Consider the following 17,767-nt stretch of genomic DNA (forward strand, 5'->3'; position numbering starts at 1 on the left):
CAAGCGCCGGGCTTTTCGAAGTCCGGCGTTTTGTGTTGAATATAAAATGAGCTGCCGCACGTTAGTGCGACAGCCCCCTCTTTTGCTCTTATAACCTTTGTTTCAAAGTTTTCCCACGGCAAAGGCCGTGCATAATAAAAGCCCTGGATCTCATCGCAGCTCAGGCTTCGCAGGATCTCCACCTGTTTTGCTTTCTCCACGCCCTCGGCAAGAACCTTCATTCCAAGGCTGTGTGCCAGCGAAATGGTATGACGGATCACCTGCTGCCCACGAAAATTCTCTATGTAATCGATCAGACTTTTATCCAGCTTCAGAGTATCGAATGGCAACTGGTTCAGGCTTGTCATAGATGAATAGCCGGAGCCAAAATCATCCATATGCAGCTCGAATCCTGCATCCACCATCTTCTCTATGAGCTTACTGATCCGATCATTATACAACGCAGCAGTTTCTGTCAATTCAATGGGAACAGAAGAAAACGGAATGCCATTTTCTTCCACGATCTTCACATAACGACAGATCATATTATCGTAATGGATACTGGCACGTGACAGATTCACCGAAATCGGAAGTATCTTTTTCCCTGATCTTATACGTTCCCCCTGGATGCTGCATACCTTTCGGAAAACATATTCATCAAGGCGTACGATCAGACCATCCTTCTCAAAAAGAGGGATAAATTCTCCCGGCGAAACCATAGTTCCTCCCGCTCTCTTCCAGCGCACCAGTGCCTCCGCCCCAACGATCTCTTCTGTCTCCACACTGTATTTCGGCTGCAGGTAGACTACGAATTCTTCATTGCGTATAGCCTCCACGAAAGCATTCTCCATCTGTCCGTTACGGATATGCCTCTTTCTCATCTCATCATCATAAAAAGCGATCTGGTGCTCATAGTCATCCCGGATACTCTTCATGGCCAGAAAAGCCCTGTCACAGATCAGGGTAAAAGGCAGTGTCTTATCCACATTCTCATAGACCCCATAGTTGACCACCAGATTAGGAATCGGTGCTCCACTCTCGACCCTGTGGATAAATTTCTCTATATCTGCCATACGGATCTCTTTCTTTCCATATATGATGGCTACAAACTGGTCTCCTCCATATCTGCCCACCGTCCCGTAGCGAACCTGATTTCTATACGTATCTCCCAGATAGGTAAGAACCTGATCACCGGTCTTCTCTCCATAGGTTCCGTTGATCCATTTAAAGTTCTTTATATCTGCCACCACCACATGAAAATCTTGATTCGTATTAAAGCGCATCAGCGTCTTTGCATGATGGAAAAAGGCCTGTCTGATATAAAGCCCTGTAAGATCATCATATTCCAGAGCTGAGAGTACCATCACGGACTCTCTCAGCTTGATCACATTGTTGATCTTACTTTTTAATATACGGACATTATACGGTTTCCGTACAAAATCCACTGCTCCCAGTTCCAGACATCGCACCTCATCCTCCAACCGGTTACTTCCGGTTATGATGATCACAGGCACAGAGGTCAGCATCACATCATCACGGATCAGCTCCAGAAACTGAAATTCATCACATACCGGCACACTCATATCAAGAAGAATTGCAGAAAGGGTTTTGTAATTCTCAGACAGACGCTTCATCCCCTCTGCTTCATTCATCGCAGAGATAACCTCAAAACTGCCCTCCAGATGTTCTGTAAGCGCTTTCCGATCCGTCTCGTCATTCACTACAATAAGAAGTTTTCTTCCGGATGCTGTTCCTCCTGGTTCCAGTATGGCCTCCATCTCACTGTACCGTACATCCATATCCTCATTGGCAAAAGCAAACACCACGGTCTGAAAATCCTCAGCCGTTCCTACCCTGGCACATTTCACATAGAAATATTCAATCCTCCCGTTGCTTCGGCGTACACGATAATGTACCATCAACTGGGGAATCCTTGTAAGACGTTGGCATATCTTCTCAAAATCCATCATCTGATGCATCCGGATCCTGTCCTCTGCCGCAACACTGCTCTCAATATAAATATCCATGATCTTCTCATAGGATTCATCCCTGCGAAGTCCCTCCTCCCCATAAGCTCCACTCTGCCCCTGGAAGCGGCATACCTGGACCTTATGAGTCTCTCTGTCAACAGAGTAGATATTGATAAAATTTTTTCCGAGAACATTAATGATCCCCATAAGAATCGGATTCTCCATCATTCCGCTGCTGATCTCATCATTCGTCTCTGTATCCGAAAAAACAAGGGCATGTCCTGTCCCGCCGGATTCCAGCGGAATCTCCACAGCATCAACCGAACGCAGGATATTCCGTCCCGGTTCCAGATAATTCTTCGGACCTTTGATCCCGTTAACGACCGGACAGATCTCACAGGGAGTTTCTCTGTTTCTCAGACAGTGATAGCATTTCTCGCCCCTCTTCAGCTGCGGATAGATCTCACGTGCTGCCAGGTTATAGCTGATAATCTTATAATCCTCATCTATGACATACATTCCCGATGCATTTTTCCCCACGAGCATCACCTCCGGATTCGTAAATTTCTCATAGATCCTTCGTGACAGTTACTGTCTCAAAATCCTTAAATATTCCTTCATTATATACGATTTTTCTGATAACTGCAATTATCTTTCGTATTATTTATTTTTCATATTGGTTTTATTATATTTCGGTTATCAGCGCATCTGAAAAGATTTCCCCCTGAGCGGAACCCCGGCAAGCTCCGCAAGCCTTTTGATTCCGGAATCTGCTATGGATACCGCACTCTCCACATGATTGAAATCTGTGGCACTGTAATCAAACAGGATATTTCCCTGTGCTTCAAACTCCTCGTCCCGTTCCCAGAAAAAGAATCTCATAGGCATACAGTCAAAGGCCCTGATCTCATATCCCACATCACCCTGGGGCAGTTCCCTGCCGTCAAGCTTCTGAAACGCCTCCCTCAATTCCTTTTCATGGCCGGAAAATGTAGCACTGAACACATCCGTCTCTCCGATCTGATACGCCGGCGCAAATGGTCTTGCATTCCTGAGATCTGCAAAAGGGACCCACTTATCCATAATAAAAGCCCCCTCTTTCGCATACCCCAGAAGCGTATAAATATTCAGCATCTCCGTAGTATCCGGTTCTCTCTGTCCATCCAGGCTCCGGATACTGCCGTCTTCCAGACTCACCCCATATCTTCTTCCGAAATGAATGATCGTGAGAAACCCGTTTTCTTCCTTCAGTTCCGGCACCCGTTTATGCAGATCTGCCTGATTCATCTTCAAAAAGCGTTGTGCCCACTCTTCACATAGTTTTACATAATTGGAAATTCTTTCTTCTTTCATCCTGTCTTCTCCCTGTCTGATATCGATATCCTTTCTCCGCTGTATTCCGGACTTTTTTTACAGAATACACTGCTTTCACATTTTCCGCAAGAATCTTCGGCGATGTATCCGAAATCCGGCTATTTTCAGTGTTACTGTTTTTTCAGCATCCCGGAACCTTCTTAAGCGTTTCTTTTTTTCGACAGATCATCCATCAATTTTCCCAAATCCGTCTAATTTCCCAATATAAAAATAACGTTTTTTTGCACAAAAAACTGGATTTTCTTTTTTTAAAGGTGTATAATATTAACAAAGTTTATTGTTTTTATGGTTAAAGACACCTGGCAGTAAACAAGAAATGAAAGTGAGGATTCGCCATGAAACAAAACAGTATGTTAGCAATGATCCTGGCCGGTGGAAGAGGAAGTCGTCTTCACGAGTTGACGAATAAAGTTGCCAAGCCAGCCGTTGGTTATGGCGGTAAATACCGTATCGTGGATTTTCCGCTCAGTAACTGTGCCAACAGCGGCATTGATGTCGTAGGTGTACTGACACAGTATGAATCAGTTTTACTGAACAGCTATGTAGCAGCCGGTGGCCGCTGGGGCCTTGATGCCAAGGACAGCGGAGTTTATGTACTTCCTCCACGTGAGAAGGCTGATGCCGGTCTGGATGTATACCGTGGAACAGCTGATGCGATCTCTCAGAATATTGATTTCATCGACTCACAGAACCCGGAATACCTTCTGATCCTTTCCGGTGACCACATCTATAAGATGAATTATGCAAAGATACTTGATGACCATATCCAGCATAAGGCAGATGCGACTATTGCAGTTATCGAGGTTCCCATGAAGGAAGCCAGCCGTTTCGGTATCATGAACACCGGTGAAGATGACCGCATCGTAGAATTTGAAGAGAAACCGGAACACCCGAAGAGCAATCTTGCCTCCATGGGTATCTACATATTCAACTGGAAGCTTCTGCGCAAGCTCCTGCTGGCAGATATCAAAAATCCGGATTCCAATCACGATTTCGGTAAAGACATCATCCCTACACTCCTTGCACAGGACAAGGCACTCTACGCCTACAAGTTCAAAGGCTACTGGAAGGATGTAGGAACCATCGATTCCCTCTGGGAAGCAAACATGGATCTTCTCAGTCCTAACAGTGAACTGGATCTTAACGATCCTACCTGGAAAATCTACACTGAGGATGCTACCTCTCTTCCACAGTATATCTGTGATACAGCTGTGATCAACACTGCTTTCATTACTCAGGGCTGTGTTGTAGAAGGTGAGATCACCAACTCCGTACTTTTCACAGGCGTCAAGGTCGGTCCTGGTGCCAAGATCATCGACAGTGTCCTGATGCCGGGTGTTGTTGTTGAAGCAGGTGCCGTTGTCCAGCGTGCTCTCGTTGCAGACGGAGTCGTGATCGGTGCCAATGCTCGTGTCGGTTCCAAGGACAGTGAGCACATCGAACTTGTATCAAAACGTGTAAAGGGGGCTGAGTAATATGTTTAAAGCATTTGGAATCGTGAATTCCTCAGAAAGAAATATCCATGTGGAGGGGCTTCAGGACTACCGTGCGATCGGCGCCTTTTCATTTCTCGGAAGATATCGTGTCATCGACTTCCCGATCTCAAATATGACCAACAGCGGAATTGAGTACATTCAGGTCTATGTAAAGAACAAACCCCGTTCTCTTGTAGAACATCTCGGAACCGGACGTCACTACAACATCAACTCCAAGAGCGGTAATCTCCAACTCCTCTTTTCAGAGCATTCCGGAGTCAACGATATCTATAACACCGATATCGACAACTACTACTCCAATCTGGAGTGCATCGAAGCAGTTCATTATCCGTATGTTGTTATCGCTCCGAATTACATGATCTACACCACCGACTATTCCAAGCTGATCGATGCCCATATCGAATCCGGTGCAGATGTGACCATGCTTTATCATTCCGTTGATAATGCCAAGGAGAACTATCTGAACTGCCACATCCTGAACCTGAACCGTCAGAAGGGTGTTCTCTCCATTGAGCACAACCACGGCAATGCAAAGAACCGCAACATTTTCATGGATACCTACGTAATGAGCAAGGAGCTTTTCATCAGCCTCATCCATAAGGCAAAAGAGATCTCCTCTCTTTATACCCTTGCAGACGTGATCAATGCCGGCTGCAGAGACGGTGAGCTGGATGTGCGTGGTATATCTCATCGCGGATATTTTGCATCGATCACTGATTTCAAGAGCTATCACGATGCAAATATGGATCTGATCGACTACAAAACTGCAACCGATCTTTTCCATGATAACTGGCCGATCTATACACGCACCAACAACTCCTGTCCGACCCATTATTTTGACACAGCCAATGTTTCCAACTCCGTTATTTCCAACGGCTCCATGATCGAGGGAACTGTAGAGAATTCCATTGTCGGACGTGGCTGTACCATCAAAAAGGGCGCTGTTATCAAGAACTGTGTAGTTCTTGCAGACTGCACCATCGGTGAGAATGTCCATATCGAAAATCTGGTGGTAGACAAGCATGCCAAGATCACGCATGCCAAGGAGATCATCCGTCCTGCGGATGAGCCAGGATACATCAAACGTAACGATACACTGTAATATTCATATATAATAAGGCCTCCGGTTCCTGTGTTACGAACCGGAGGCCTTATTTATCTCTGTACTCAGCTAAGCATATGGATCCATCATTTCAGAACAGACTGGATCCATTTCAACGCATTATCCTTATTCTTCACATTACCCGGAAGGCAGATGCACACCGGATCATATCTCAGGCCAAATTCCTGAGCAACACTACTGCTGCCGTCAAGCTCCAGATGCTGATCATCCACAGCGCCCAGAGACTCAAACACCTCATCTCCAAACGTTTCCCTGAGATCTGCATACATTCCGCTGTCCTTCTCATGTTCATAGAGTTCCTTCGGCATGATCAGGACATCAACGGTAGCACTCTGGATTTCCGTCACATATGCGATCCTGGCATAGTAATCAAAATCCTCTCCTGTCTCGTCCGTCATCAGATTCTGCGCCACACTGACTTCTGCATATTTATCCTCTGTTCCCAGTGTCTTCAAAACATCCTCTTCCACCTTCTCAGAGTCATAATTCCCTGCATTCACCACCGCAATGGAAAGCACCGTCTTCATCTGTGCGTGACGATAAATATTCACTCCCAGACAGACTCCGCCAATGGCAAGAAGCACGCACAGCATATGTATCTTATAATACATCCAGATATACTGAATCTTCTTACCTGTTCCCATTCCCTTCAGTTTCTCTTTTTCGATCCGGCGGCGTTCCTTCTTCGTCAGATCAGTTTCGTTGGGCATCTCCGGATTCAGTACACTCTCATCGTGTCCGTCACTGCCGGCCTCCGCTCTGTTTTGTAAATCCATAAAAATCTCCTTTTTCTTTCATGTCTCAGTATTTTTTACCCTGAAGCGGGATATTCCAGTCGCTTTCCCCGCATCCTCCGGGTGGGTGCTGTGACTTATTAATAAAGGATATTTTAGCATATTTTGGTACAAAATCACAGCGCATAAATATGAAAATACCATAAACTCTTCTATTTCCGGCAGATCTTCATTCCATATCCATACATTACCGCCACAGCAGTCACAAGAACACAGACCATCACCGGTCTCATCCACAGATATAAAAGATTTTTCTCAATTCCAGCTGCCACAGCCACATCCTTCAGGATATCCGCCACACAGAGATGGAACAGATAAATAAAAAATGCATATTTCTGACCGATGGCTACCGGAAGCTCGGGCACTTTCCGATTCTTTCCCATGATCGCAATGAGAAAAAGGCCAACAGCCATAAATACTGAACCCAGAAACAATTCCAGTTTGCCAAAATACCGGTATTCCAGCAGACTTGCGATCCCGCCGCCAGCTGCCATGCCATACAAAAGAAACACTTTTTTTCCGGCAAACCAGGCTTCCAGCTTTTCCTGATGTCTGTGTATCAGATGTCCCAACATAAAAAACGGAAATCCGGTAAACAGATAGTTTCGAAATTGCATAACACGGAAATGCTTTTCCGGGAACAGGAAGGTCGAAAATTCCTCCATTCCGAAATGGATCAGAAGAAGCACCGGTATCAGAACATATGCCTGCTTACAAATCCGGAATCTTGCTGCCAAGGCAAAAAGAAGATAACAATAGAGCAGTGCCGGGAGAAACCACAGATGCCATTTCACCTGAGAGCTGTTATTATATAGAAGAAACTGGCGGATATGTTCCCCCGAAACCAGGGCTTCCAGCCATTCCTTCTGGCTTGCTCCGTCGATGTAATTCTGGATCAGCTCCCACAGACAGCAGACCGGAAATGCCACAAGCATCAGCTTCAGAACATGCCGGATCTTTTTTCCGGTTCTTATAAATTCCGTATCATCGCCACGGAAACAAAAATATCCGGATACCATAAAAAACACAGGTACTGCAAATCTAGCAAGTACATTGGCTATGATTCCGGCATTTCCCGGAAAATGGACGTGAAGAAGCACAACTGCATAAGCACAGATCGCCTTTACCATATCCAGAGTACGGTTTCGCATAAAAATTACTCCTTTTTATATCGAACGCTTATCCCGGAAATATGATTCCGGGGTTCCTTTTTTTCGAAACGATATACTAACAAACCAGCAGAATTTTGTCAATGCTGTTTTTCTCCTGTACGGTTTGCTCTTATACGTTTTACTCTTGTACGGCTTCCGGATCTGAATTATAATTCTTTTATGACTTCTATGACAGGATGTTTGTTATTTCCTCAGAAAGGATTCTATTTTTTATGAAAAAAGACGGCTACTATTCTTCCGGCGAATTTGCACGCATGGCACACGTAACTCTGCGTACTGTCCGCTATTATGATAAACAGGATATCCTGAAACCCTCTCTCGTCACCGAATCCGGCGCACGTTTTTATACAGACGAGGATTTTGCAAGGCTTCAGCAGATCCTCCTTCTGAAATACCTGGGCTTTTCCCTGGATGACATCCGTGAAATGACCATCGGTGATTCCGATTATCATTTCATGCTGAATTCTCTGAATATCCAGCTTCGTCTGGTCCGTGACCGGATCGAACAGATGCAGCTGGTGGAAAAAGCAATCCAGGATACCGCACAGATGATAAAGGAACAGCACACCATTGACTGGAGCCAGATGCTGAACCTGATCCACCTGACCGGCATGGAAAAAAGCCTCAAGAATCAGTATCAGAATGCCACCAACATTTCCTCCAGGATCAATCTCCACAGCCTGTACTCCCAGAACAAACAGGGATGGTTTCCCTGGATCTTTGAGCAGTGCCGGATCTCACCTGGTCTTCGTATTCTGGAGCTGGGCTGCGGGGACGGAACGTTATGGACCGACAACCTTTCCCTTCTACCGGAGGATATCTCCATCACACTTTCCGATATTTCCAGCGGTATGCTCCGCGATGCCAGACGAGCCATCGGTTCCTCGGATACCCGGTTTGCATTCCGGGCCTTTGACTGCAGAAAAATCCCCTGCAAGGACGAAAGCTTTGATCTGGTGATCGCCAATCACGTGCTTTTTTACTGTGATGATATTCCCTCCGTCCTGAAGGAAGTCCGCCGTGTCCTCGCTCCCGGCGGAAGATTTCTCTGCAGTGCTTACGGAAAGGCACATATGCAGGAGGTCAGCCAGCTGGTGCAGGATTTTGATGAACGGATCGTGCTTTCCGCAGACCGGCTTTATGAACGGTTCGGACGTGAAAACGGCCAGAGTATCCTGGCGCCTTTTTTCCCAAAGGCTCAGTGGCTTTCTTATGAAGACTGCCTTCTGGTCCAGGATGCGGAGCCGCTGATCTCCTACGTCCTCTCCTGCCACGGCAACCAGAATCAGTATATCCTAGACCGTTACAAGGAATTCCGGGCCTACACCGCCAGAAAAACTGCCAAAGGATTCCGCATTACCAAGGATGCCGGCGTATTTCTTTGTGAAAAATAGCCAAAAATAAAAAATATGAAAAAAGCTCTTGAAGGTGACCTTGCGTCACCTTTTATAATACAGTTACAGTAACAAAGTTATGTGCAGGCACGACTTATGCTGCACATCATCACGCAAAGGAGAAAACATATGAAAGGAATTATTTTAGCCGGAGGCTCCGGAACACGTCTTTACCCACTTACCATGGTGACCTCCAAACAGCTTCTGCCGATCTTTGACAAACCGATGATCTACTATCCTATGTCTGTTCTTATGAACGCAGGCATCCGTGATATTCTGATCATCTCCACCCCGCAGGATACCCCGAGATTTGAGGAGCTTCTCGGTGACGGCCATCAGTTCGGTGTCAACCTTACCTACGCTGTACAGCCAAGCCCGGACGGACTTGCCCAGGCATTTATCATCGGCGAGGAATTCATCGGCAACGACACCGTATGTATGGTCCTTGGTGACAACATCTTCGCAGGACATGGCCTCAAAAAGCGCCTGAAAGCTGCTGTAGACAATGCAGAAACAGGCAAAGGTGCCACTGTTTTCGGATACTATGTAGATGATCCGGAGCGTTTCGGCATCGTGGAATTCGACCAGAACGGAAAAGCTGTTTCCATTGAAGAGAAACCGGAAAAGCCAAAAAGCAACTACTGTGTAACCGGTCTCTACTTCTACGACAACAAGGTTGTAGAGTACGCAAAAAATCTGAAGCCAAGCGCAAGAGGCGAGCTTGAGATCACTGACCTGAACCGTATCTACCTTGAGAAGGGACAGCTGAACGTTGAGCTTCTGGGCCAGGGCTTCACATGGCTGGATACCGGTACACACGAAAGCCTTGTAGAGGCAACCAACTTCGTAAAAACCATGGAGCAGCATCAGCACCGCAAGATCGCCTGCCTTGAGGAGATTGCTTACTTAAATGGCTGGATCACAAAGGAGGACGTGCTCAAGGTTTACGAAATCCTTAAGAAAAACCAGTATGGCCAGTATCTCAAGGATGTTCTGGACGGAAAATATCTGGACGCGCTTCACTAAGCCGATCTGATTTTCCGACACTGCATTTACCTGCGGACTCCGTTTCGACGGAATCCGTATAAGATCAATCATTTATTATAAAGGAGATTTTTTATGACAATCATCGTTACCGGCGGCGCCGGATTTATCGGAAGCAACTTTATTTTTCATATGATGGAGGCTCATCCGGATTACCGTATCGTATGCCTGGACTGCCTGACCTATGCCGGAAACCTTTCCACTCTTGCACCGGTCATGGACAAGCCGAACTTCCGCTTTGTAAAGGAAAGCATCACAGACCGTGACGCTGTTTACAAGCTTTTCGAAGAGGAGCATCCGGACATCGTGGTAAACTTCGCAGCTGAGAGCCACGTAGACCGTTCCATCGAAAACCCGGAGGTATTCCTTGACACCAACATCAAGGGTACTGCTGTTCTCATGGATGCCTGCCGTAAATACGGAATCCAGCGTTATCATCAGGTTTCCACAGACGAGGTTTACGGAGATCTTCCGCTTGACAGACCGGACCTCTTCTTCACAGAGGAAACTCCGATCCATACAAGCAGCCCGTACAGCTCCTCTAAAGCAGGTGCTGACCTTCTTGTTCTCGCATACCACAGAACCTACGGCCTGCCTGTGACCATCAGCCGCTGCTCCAACAACTACGGCCCGTATCACTTCCCGGAAAAGCTGATCCCGCTGATGATCGCCAACGCTCTGAACGACAAACCACTCCCGGTTTACGGAAAGGGTGAAAATGTCCGCGACTGGCTCTATGTTGAGGATCACTGCCGTGCCATCGACCTGATCATCCACAAAGGACGTGTAGGCGAGGTTTACAATGTAGGCGGACATAACGAGATGAAAAACATCGATATCGTAAAACTGATCTGCAAGGAGCTTGGCAAACCGGAAAGCCTGATCACACATGTAGCAGACCGTAAAGGCCATGACATGCGCTACGCTATCGACCCGACCAAGATCCACAACGAGCTTGGATGGCTTCCTGAAACAAAATTCGCAGACGGAATCAAAAAGACCATCAAATGGTACCTTGACAACAAGGAATGGTGGGAAACTATCATCTCCGGTGAGTATCAGAACTACTACGAAAAAATGTATGGAAACCGCGAGGAGGTTAAAGCATGAGATTTTTCGTAACAGGTGTTGGCGGCCAGCTTGGCCATGACGTAATGAATGAACTGTCCGGCCGTGGACATGAAGGCGTAGGAAGTGACATTGCTCCTTCCTACAGCGGCATCGCTGATGGTACTCCTGTTACCACCATGCCTTATGTGCAGCTTGATATCACAGATAAAGAAGCGGTAGCAAAAACCATCCGTGAGGTAAAGCCTGATGCAGTGGTACACTGTGCCGCATGGACAGCCGTAGACGCTGCAGAGGACGAGGAAAACCGTGAGAAGGTACGTCTTGTCAATGTTGTAGGAACACAGAACATTGCGGACATCTGCAAGGAGCTTGGCATCAAGATGATGTATATTTCCACAGACTACGTTTTTGACGGCCAGGGAACCACACCATGGGATCCAGACTGCAAGGACTACGCTCCACAGAACGTATACGGTCAGACCAAGCTTGACGGTGAACTGGCAGTATCCGGCACTGTAGATAAATTCTTTATCGTACGTATTGCATGGGTATTCGGCAAAAACGGCAAAAACTTTATCCGTACCATGGTAAATCTGGGAAAAACCCATGACAAGCTTACCGTAGTCAGTGACCAGATCGGAACTCCGACCTACACCTACGACCTTGCACGTCTTCTGGTAGACATGGTCGAGACAGAGAAATACGGCTACTATCACGCAACCAACGAAGGCGGCTTCATCAGCTGGTATGATTTCACTAAAGAGATCTTCCGCCAGGCTGCTGCCCTCGGCCACAAGGAATACGAAAAAGTAGAGGTATCTCCTGTCACAACTGCAGAGTACGGCGTTTCCAAGGCTGTACGTCCATTCAACAGCCGCCTGGATAAATCCAAGCTTGTAAAAAACGGCTTTCAGCCACTTCCAACATGGCAGGATGCCCTGGAAAGATATCTGAAAGAGATCCTGTAAAAAAAAATCCATCGGTGATCGCCGGTGGATTTTTTTTCGTTCTGTTTCTCATGAAAAAACAGCCGGTGGAAAGCTTTACGCTTCCCCGGCTGTTCTTATGCTAAAATTTAATAATTTTATCTTACTGCTGTGCAACAGTTCCGTCTGCTGCCTGGGCATCTGCTGTGCCATTCTGTGTGGCATCTGCAGTCTCACCCTGCGCTTCTGCTGTACTTCCCTCTGCAGCTGCCTGTGCATCATTATCCGTAGTTGCTGCCGCTGATGTTGCACTGTCTGCCTCCTCCTGGGAAACAGTCTCTCCGTCACGAACCTTCTTCATCATGGCCTCCGCCTTCTGAACGGTAGACTCATCCGGAATCATAACGTAAGCCTTCTGGCTCATAGAATACGGCTTCTGTGTGTCACCGGTACCATTTACACTGTAGCTTACGATGTTCCAGTCACCGCCGTTGTTCAACTGCTGCTGGAGCAGTCTGGCGATCTCCTCGTAGGAGATATTGGTCTCAAAGCATCCCTGGATGCTGGAAAGAACAGAAGAATAATTCTTCAGAAGCTCCGGTGAAAGAGCCTTGTTGATCACACCCTTGATCACTGCCATCTGGTTCTTGCCACGCTGACGGTCGCCCTCTTTAAAGGCATAACGCTCACGGCTGAATACCAGAGCCTGCTCACCGTTCAGGTAGTTCTCTCCCTGATTGAAGTGATATCCTGTCTCATTCTTGGAATCAAAGTCATAGTCAGAATAAACAGTAACTCCGCCAAGCGAATTGATCAGCTGCTCAAATCCCGCAAAGTTGATACGGAAATAATAGTTGATATCCTCATTATAAAGCATTCCCAGAGTATCCATACATACATTGATACCATAGATACCTGCATGTGTCAGCTTATCTCTCTGTCCGCCTGAAATAGAAAGCGGTACAAAATAATCACGAGGTGTGGAAACCAGAAGCACCTGTCTGGTAGCTGTATTTACCGTAGCAATGATATTGGAATCGCTTCGGCTCTTTGCAACAAGGCCGCTGCGGCTGTCGATACCACTGATAAAGATGGTATATACAGAACCGTCATTGGTACGCTCTTCAGCCTTCGCCTCTGTCTCCTGGGGCTCAATGGTCGTCTCCACCTTCTTCACGGTCAGCTCTTTGATCCTGGAAGAAATATCGGAATATCCATCCATCTCTTCAATAACACTTAAATATGCGCTGTTCAGCACGATCGCACCTGTCTGTCCGTTCAGAAGACCGTCAACCAGCTCTGTAAGTCCTGCATACTCCTGGACCTGCACAGTCTTGCCTGTCTCGGAATCCACTTCCTGGATAGCCTTGTCCGAATTGGCTCTGTCAAGATCTGTCAGCACACCATACACATAATCTGCTGTAGCCTCTATGGAATCTGCAGAATCATCTGCACGGACATAAATGCCGACCTCCGTAATCTCTGTGTTCACACCGGAGATCCCTGCCAGTGTGGAATGTGTCTTATAAACATACATACTTCCGAGAATGAATACTGCTGCAAAAACTGCTGCCAGGATCACTCCCACTACAAATCTTATCTTACCATCCGTACTCCATACAAGCGCCCCGACGATCACGATCAGGACCAGCATTACCAGTCCGATCACTGCAATGAACTTCGTCGGGATCACCTTCATATTCAGAAGCATGACCGCAAATACGATTGCTGTGATCAGAACCACAAGCGTCACGATCAGCCCTGGGATATGTTTCCCCATTTTTCTCATATGCAATCCTCCATTTTTGATGGTACAGAGAATATTACATATGGACACTCTCTGTACAGATTCAAATATCCTAATCATTTTACGCTTTTTTACTGATAAAAGCAAGAAATATCGTAAATCGCCAAATGCAAAAACAGTTCCGTGATATCATGATCCTTTTATGCTCTCACGATGTCACGGAACTGCCGCTAAAATGTTCCTTCTGTGAAATGGATCTCCTTATTCCACGGTAACACTCTTGGCAAGATTTCTCGGCTTATCCACATCCAGACCTTTATTTACACTGACATAGTAACCCAGAAGCTGCAGCGGGATCACTGCCAGAGAAGTTGCAAAATGCGGGTCTGTTTTCGGGATATAAACCGTAAAATCTGCAGTATCCTCGATATTATAGTTTCCAAACGTAGTAAGCCCCATCAGATACGCTCCACGGCTCCTGCACTCCACCATGTTGCTGACTGTTTTCTCATAAAGCTCCGGCTGTGTCAGGACACCGATCACAAGGGTGCCGTCCTCGATCAGGGAAATGGTGCCATGCTTCAGCTCGCCAGCCGCATACGCCTCAGAATGGATGTAGCTGATCTCCTTCATCTTAAGGCTGCCCTCAAGGCTGATGGCATAATCGATCCCTCTTCCGATAAAAAAGATATCCTTTGCATTGGCCTGCTTGGAGGCAAACCACTGAAGCCTTTCCTTATCCTCGATGATCCTGCCGATCTTGTCCGGAAGTGTCTTCAGTTCCTTAATGTAGGACTCACACTGCTCCTCTGAGATCTTTCCGCGGACCAGTGCCATCTGCAATGCCAGCACATAGGAAGCGATCAGCTGTGTACTGTACGCCTTGGTGGTAGCAACCGAGATCTCCGGTCCTGCAAGTGTGTAAAATACATGATCCGCCTCTCTTGCAATGGAAGAGCCCACCACATTGACAATAGCCAGCGTGCGGATCCCCTTCTCCTTACATTCCCGAAGCGCAGCCAGACTGTCCGCAGTCTCACCGGACTGACTGATGATCACTGCCAGGCCGGCAGGATCCAGAAGCGGCTTCCGGTAACGGAACTCCGAAGCAAGCTCCACACGCACCGGAAGACCTGCAAGATCCTCGATCACATACTGTGCAGCCATTCCCACATGGTAAGCAGAGCCGCAGGCCACGATATAAACCTGGCTGATGCTGCGGATCCTCTCATCATCCAGACCGATCTCTGTCAGATCCAGCTTGTCCTCCCGGATAACGGAATTCAGTGTATCTGCGACTGCCTTCGGCTGCTCATGGATCTCCTTCATCATGAAATGCTCAAAACCGGCTTTCTCCGCTGCCTCTGCATCCCACTCAATGATCTTAGGCTCCTTCTCGATCTCCTCACCATCCAGATTGTAAAAAGTGATCTCACCCGGTTTTACACATGCCAGCTCCAGATTTCCGATATAATAAACATTTCTTGTATACTTCAGGATCGCAGGAACATCCGATGCGATATAGGATTCTCCATTCTCCACACCCAGGATCATAGGGCTGTCTTTTCTCGCTACAAAGATCTCTTCCGGATAATCACGGAACATCATTACCAGCGCATAGGAACCACGGATACGCACCATGGCATGACGCACTGCCTCAACCGGAGATCCGCCGTATTTCTGGTAGTAATAATCCACCAGCTTCACAGCAACCTCCGTATCTGTGGAAGAATAAAAAGAATATCCCCTGCGGAGAAGCTTCTCCTTCAGCTCCTGGTAATTCTCGATAATACCGTTATGCACAGCTGCCACATTTCCGTTATCACTGACATGAGGATGGGCATTGACCTCTGATGGTTCTCCGTGAGTTGCCCAGCGGGTATGACCGATCCCGCACATACCCGGAACAGATTCACCTGCGTTTGTTTTCTCCAGAAGGACCTTCAGACGGCCCTTCGCCTTAATGATCTCAATATCCTTTTCCCCGTCACGCACTGCGATGCCGGCGGAATCATATCCTCTGTATTCTAGTTTGGAAAGCCCGTCCAGAAGGATGGGTGCTGCCTGATGCCTGCCTGTAAAACCTACAATTCCACACATGATTTTTTTCTCCTCTTATTGCATTTTTATATTCTTCTGACTGCTCCGTTCTTCAGACACCTGCGGTCTGCATCCAGGACATCACTCTGCCACATGCCCCTTCTTACGGACGATCTCAACCACCTGGTCCACATATTTTCTGCAAAGCTCCTCACTCTCTGCCTCTACCATAACACGAAGCAGAGGTTCTGTGCCGGATTCTCTCACCAGGATCCTTCCGGTGTCTCCAAGCGCCTCAGCCACACTCTCTACTGCTGCCTGCACATCCACATCTGCCTGCGCTGCTGCCTTGTCATGGACACGCACGTTCTCAAGAACCTGGGGATAGATCGCCAGATCAGCAGTAAGCTCACTGAGCTTTTTCTTCCTTGCCATTATAACTTCCATCATCTTCAGACTTGTAAGGATGCCATCCCCGGTAGATGCATACTTGGAAAAAATAATGTGCCCGGACTGCTCACCACCAATACGGCAGCCATTCTGCATCATATATTCATAAACATATTTATCCCCTACTGCAGTCTTCGCATACTCGATATCAAGAGCATCAAAAGCCTTGTAAAGGCCAAAATTGGACATTACCGTAGTCACAACCGTATTGGTGAGAAGCTTTCCGCGCTCCTTCATATAACGGCCGTACACATAAAGGATCGCATCCCCGCTAACCACATTTCCCTTCTCATCCACACAGAGACAGCGGTCCGCATCTCCGTCGTAGGCAAAGCCAACATCCAGTCCCTTCTCCACTACAAACTTCTGGAGACCCTCGATATGGGTGGAACCGGCATTGTTATTGATATTGGTACCATCCGGCTCAGCATTGATCACATAAGTCTTCGCTCCCAGCGCATCAAAAACCGCCTTTGCGATATTCCATGCACTTCCGTTGGCACAGTCCAGTCCAATCCGCATTCCCTTAAAGGAATATACTCCCAAGGAGATCAGATATCCTATGTAACGGTTCCGGCCTGCCGAATAATCCACCGTCCTGCCGATCTCACCGCCCTTTGTAAAAGGAATCTCATGCCATTTCTCTCCGAACAGCTGAAGACGGTCATCCAGATAATCCTCCACCAGAGCGATGATCTCCTCCTCCATCTTCTCACCCTGGCCGTTGATCAGCTTGATCCCGTTATCATAATAAGGATTATGGCTGGCAGAGATCATGATACCGCAGTCAAAGCCATCGGTACGGGCAACATAAGCCACAGACGGCGTTGTTGTCACGTGGAGAAGATAAGCATCCGCTCCGGACGCCACCAGTCCGCCAACCAGCGAATACTCAAACATATAGCTGGAACGTCGGGTATCCTTGCCGATCACGATCCTGGCCGCAGCCGTCTCCCCCGCTCTTCTGCGCAGCTCATTATAATACCATCCCAGAAAACGCCCGATCTTAAATGCATGATCTGCAGTTAACGAAACACCCGCTTCTCCACGGAAGCCATCTGTACCAAAATATTTTCCCATTTCTTGTTCTCCTTTGTGTGTTAATATTTATAACTTATCTTATATATTGATGTGTCATACAGATCGATCAGAATTGTTCTTATCTTTCTGTATGAACATCAATAATA

At 47.1% G+C, this 17,767-nt stretch carries 13 protein-coding genes; 6 read left to right on the forward strand and 7 right to left on the reverse strand.

All coding sequences use genetic code 11. The features are described 5' to 3' along the window. The coding region (locus EAI83_RS14860) for a putative bifunctional diguanylate cyclase/phosphodiesterase (protein WP_243113520.1) at nt 1-2,489 on the reverse strand (2,489 nt) is incomplete at its 3' end. Between the two features lie 159 nt (nt 2,490-2,648). Then, nucleotides 2,649-3,302, reverse strand: coding sequence for a DUF3786 domain-containing protein (locus tag EAI83_RS14865; RefSeq protein ID WP_129975938.1), 654 nt, complete (start codon nt 3,300-3,302; stop codon nt 2,649-2,651). 356 nt (nt 3,303-3,658) lie between these two features. Here EAI83_RS14865 and EAI83_RS14870 point away from each other — a divergent pair, with 356 nt between their 5' ends. Further along, nucleotides 3,659-4,798 carry a glucose-1-phosphate adenylyltransferase gene (locus tag EAI83_RS14870; protein WP_129975940.1) on the forward strand — a complete coding sequence of 380 codons (1,140 nt, stop codon included), beginning with the start codon at nt 3,659-3,661 and terminating at the stop codon, nt 4,796-4,798. A 1-nt stretch (nt 4,799) separates the two neighbouring features. Continuing rightward, the gene (gene glgD / locus EAI83_RS14875; protein ID WP_015525715.1) at nt 4,800-5,921 is read left to right on the forward strand and encodes a glucose-1-phosphate adenylyltransferase subunit GlgD; all 1,122 of its coding nucleotides are present in this window, start codon (nt 4,800-4,802) and stop codon (nt 5,919-5,921) included. A gap of 86 nt (nt 5,922-6,007) precedes the next feature. Here the strand turns inward: glgD and EAI83_RS14880 are convergent, their stop codons facing one another. Together EAI83_RS14880 and EAI83_RS14885 are read right to left on the reverse strand one after the other, a co-directional pair. Further along, nucleotides 6,008-6,718 (reverse strand): hypothetical protein, encoded by a 711-nt coding sequence (locus EAI83_RS14880; RefSeq protein WP_129975942.1) that lies wholly within the window; start codon nt 6,716-6,718, stop codon nt 6,008-6,010. Nucleotides 6,719-6,888: 170 nt separating this feature from the next. Continuing rightward, a complete protein-coding gene (locus EAI83_RS14885; RefSeq protein WP_129975945.1) occupies nt 6,889-7,887 on the reverse strand; it encodes an acyltransferase in 999 nt (332 codons plus the stop codon). A 233-nt stretch (nt 7,888-8,120) separates the two neighbouring features. Between EAI83_RS14885 and EAI83_RS14890 the strand changes: the two genes are divergently transcribed. The 4 genes from EAI83_RS14890 (at nt 8,121) to rfbD (ending at nt 12,385) form a co-directional block, all read left to right on the forward strand. After that, nucleotides 8,121-9,302, forward strand: coding sequence for a MerR family transcriptional regulator (locus EAI83_RS14890; RefSeq protein WP_021976536.1), 1,182 nt, complete (start codon nt 8,121-8,123; stop codon nt 9,300-9,302). Nucleotides 9,303-9,431: 129 nt separating this feature from the next. After that, a complete protein-coding gene (gene rfbA, locus EAI83_RS14895) occupies nt 9,432-10,328 on the forward strand; it encodes a glucose-1-phosphate thymidylyltransferase RfbA (RefSeq protein ID WP_015525711.1) in 897 nt (298 codons plus the stop codon). 93 nt (nt 10,329-10,421) lie between these two features. Next, the gene (gene rfbB / locus EAI83_RS14900) at nt 10,422-11,456 is read left to right on the forward strand and encodes a dTDP-glucose 4,6-dehydratase (RefSeq protein WP_015525710.1); all 1,035 of its coding nucleotides are present in this window, start codon (nt 10,422-10,424) and stop codon (nt 11,454-11,456) included. Continuing rightward, a complete protein-coding gene (rfbD, locus tag EAI83_RS14905) occupies nt 11,453-12,385 on the forward strand; it encodes a dTDP-4-dehydrorhamnose reductase (protein ID WP_092069245.1) in 933 nt (310 codons plus the stop codon). Before rfbB ends, rfbD begins: the two co-directional genes overlap by 4 nt. Nucleotides 12,386-12,506: 121 nt before the next feature. Here rfbD and EAI83_RS14910 read toward each other — a convergent pair whose 3' ends face one another. From EAI83_RS14910 to glmM, 3 genes are all read right to left on the reverse strand, one after another. Continuing rightward, nucleotides 12,507-14,132: an LCP family glycopolymer transferase gene (locus EAI83_RS14910; protein ID WP_129975947.1), complete on the reverse strand. Its 1,626-nt coding sequence runs from the start codon at nt 14,130-14,132 to the stop codon at nt 12,507-12,509. 219 nt (nt 14,133-14,351) lie between these two features. Next, a complete protein-coding gene (gene glmS, locus EAI83_RS14915; RefSeq protein ID WP_110102076.1) occupies nt 14,352-16,190 on the reverse strand; it encodes a glutamine--fructose-6-phosphate transaminase (isomerizing) in 1,839 nt (612 codons plus the stop codon). 81 nt (nt 16,191-16,271) lie between these two features. Then, nucleotides 16,272-17,660 (reverse strand): phosphoglucosamine mutase, encoded by a 1,389-nt coding sequence (gene glmM / locus EAI83_RS14920; protein WP_129975949.1) that lies wholly within the window; start codon nt 17,658-17,660, stop codon nt 16,272-16,274. Between the last annotated feature and the right edge of the window lie 107 nt (nt 17,661-17,767).

It is taken from the genome of Blautia sp. aa_0143 (genome assembly GCF_004167315.1).
Classification (GTDB): domain Bacteria; phylum Bacillota; class Clostridia; order Lachnospirales; family Lachnospiraceae; genus Blautia_A; species Blautia_A fusiformis.

Bases quoted from the DNA above. Each gene is read 5' to 3' on its own strand.
- EAI83_RS14865 (WP_129975938.1), bottom strand. From the start codon at position 3,302: ATGAAAGAAGAAAGAATTTCCAATTATGTAAAACTATGTGAAGAGTGG.
- EAI83_RS14870 (WP_129975940.1), top strand. From the start codon at position 3,659: ATGAAACAAAACAGTATGTTAGCAATGATCCTGGCCGGTGGAAGAGGA.
- glgD (WP_015525715.1), top strand. From the start codon at position 4,800: ATGTTTAAAGCATTTGGAATCGTGAATTCCTCAGAAAGAAATATCCAT.
- EAI83_RS14880 (WP_129975942.1), bottom strand. From the start codon at position 6,718: ATGGATTTACAAAACAGAGCGGAGGCCGGCAGTGACGGACACGATGAG.
- EAI83_RS14885 (WP_129975945.1), bottom strand. From the start codon at position 7,887: ATGCGAAACCGTACTCTGGATATGGTAAAGGCGATCTGTGCTTATGCA.
- EAI83_RS14890 (WP_021976536.1), top strand. From the start codon at position 8,121: ATGAAAAAAGACGGCTACTATTCTTCCGGCGAATTTGCACGCATGGCA.
- rfbA (WP_015525711.1), top strand. From the start codon at position 9,432: ATGAAAGGAATTATTTTAGCCGGAGGCTCCGGAACACGTCTTTACCCA.
- rfbB (WP_015525710.1), top strand. From the start codon at position 10,422: ATGACAATCATCGTTACCGGCGGCGCCGGATTTATCGGAAGCAACTTT.
- rfbD (WP_092069245.1), top strand. From the start codon at position 11,453: ATGAGATTTTTCGTAACAGGTGTTGGCGGCCAGCTTGGCCATGACGTA.
- EAI83_RS14910 (WP_129975947.1), bottom strand. From the start codon at position 14,132: ATGAGAAAAATGGGGAAACATATCCCAGGGCTGATCGTGACGCTTGTG.
- glmS (WP_110102076.1), bottom strand. From the start codon at position 16,190: ATGTGTGGAATTGTAGGTTTTACAGGCAGGCATCAGGCAGCACCCATC.
- glmM (WP_129975949.1), bottom strand. From the start codon at position 17,660: ATGGGAAAATATTTTGGTACAGATGGCTTCCGTGGAGAAGCGGGTGTT.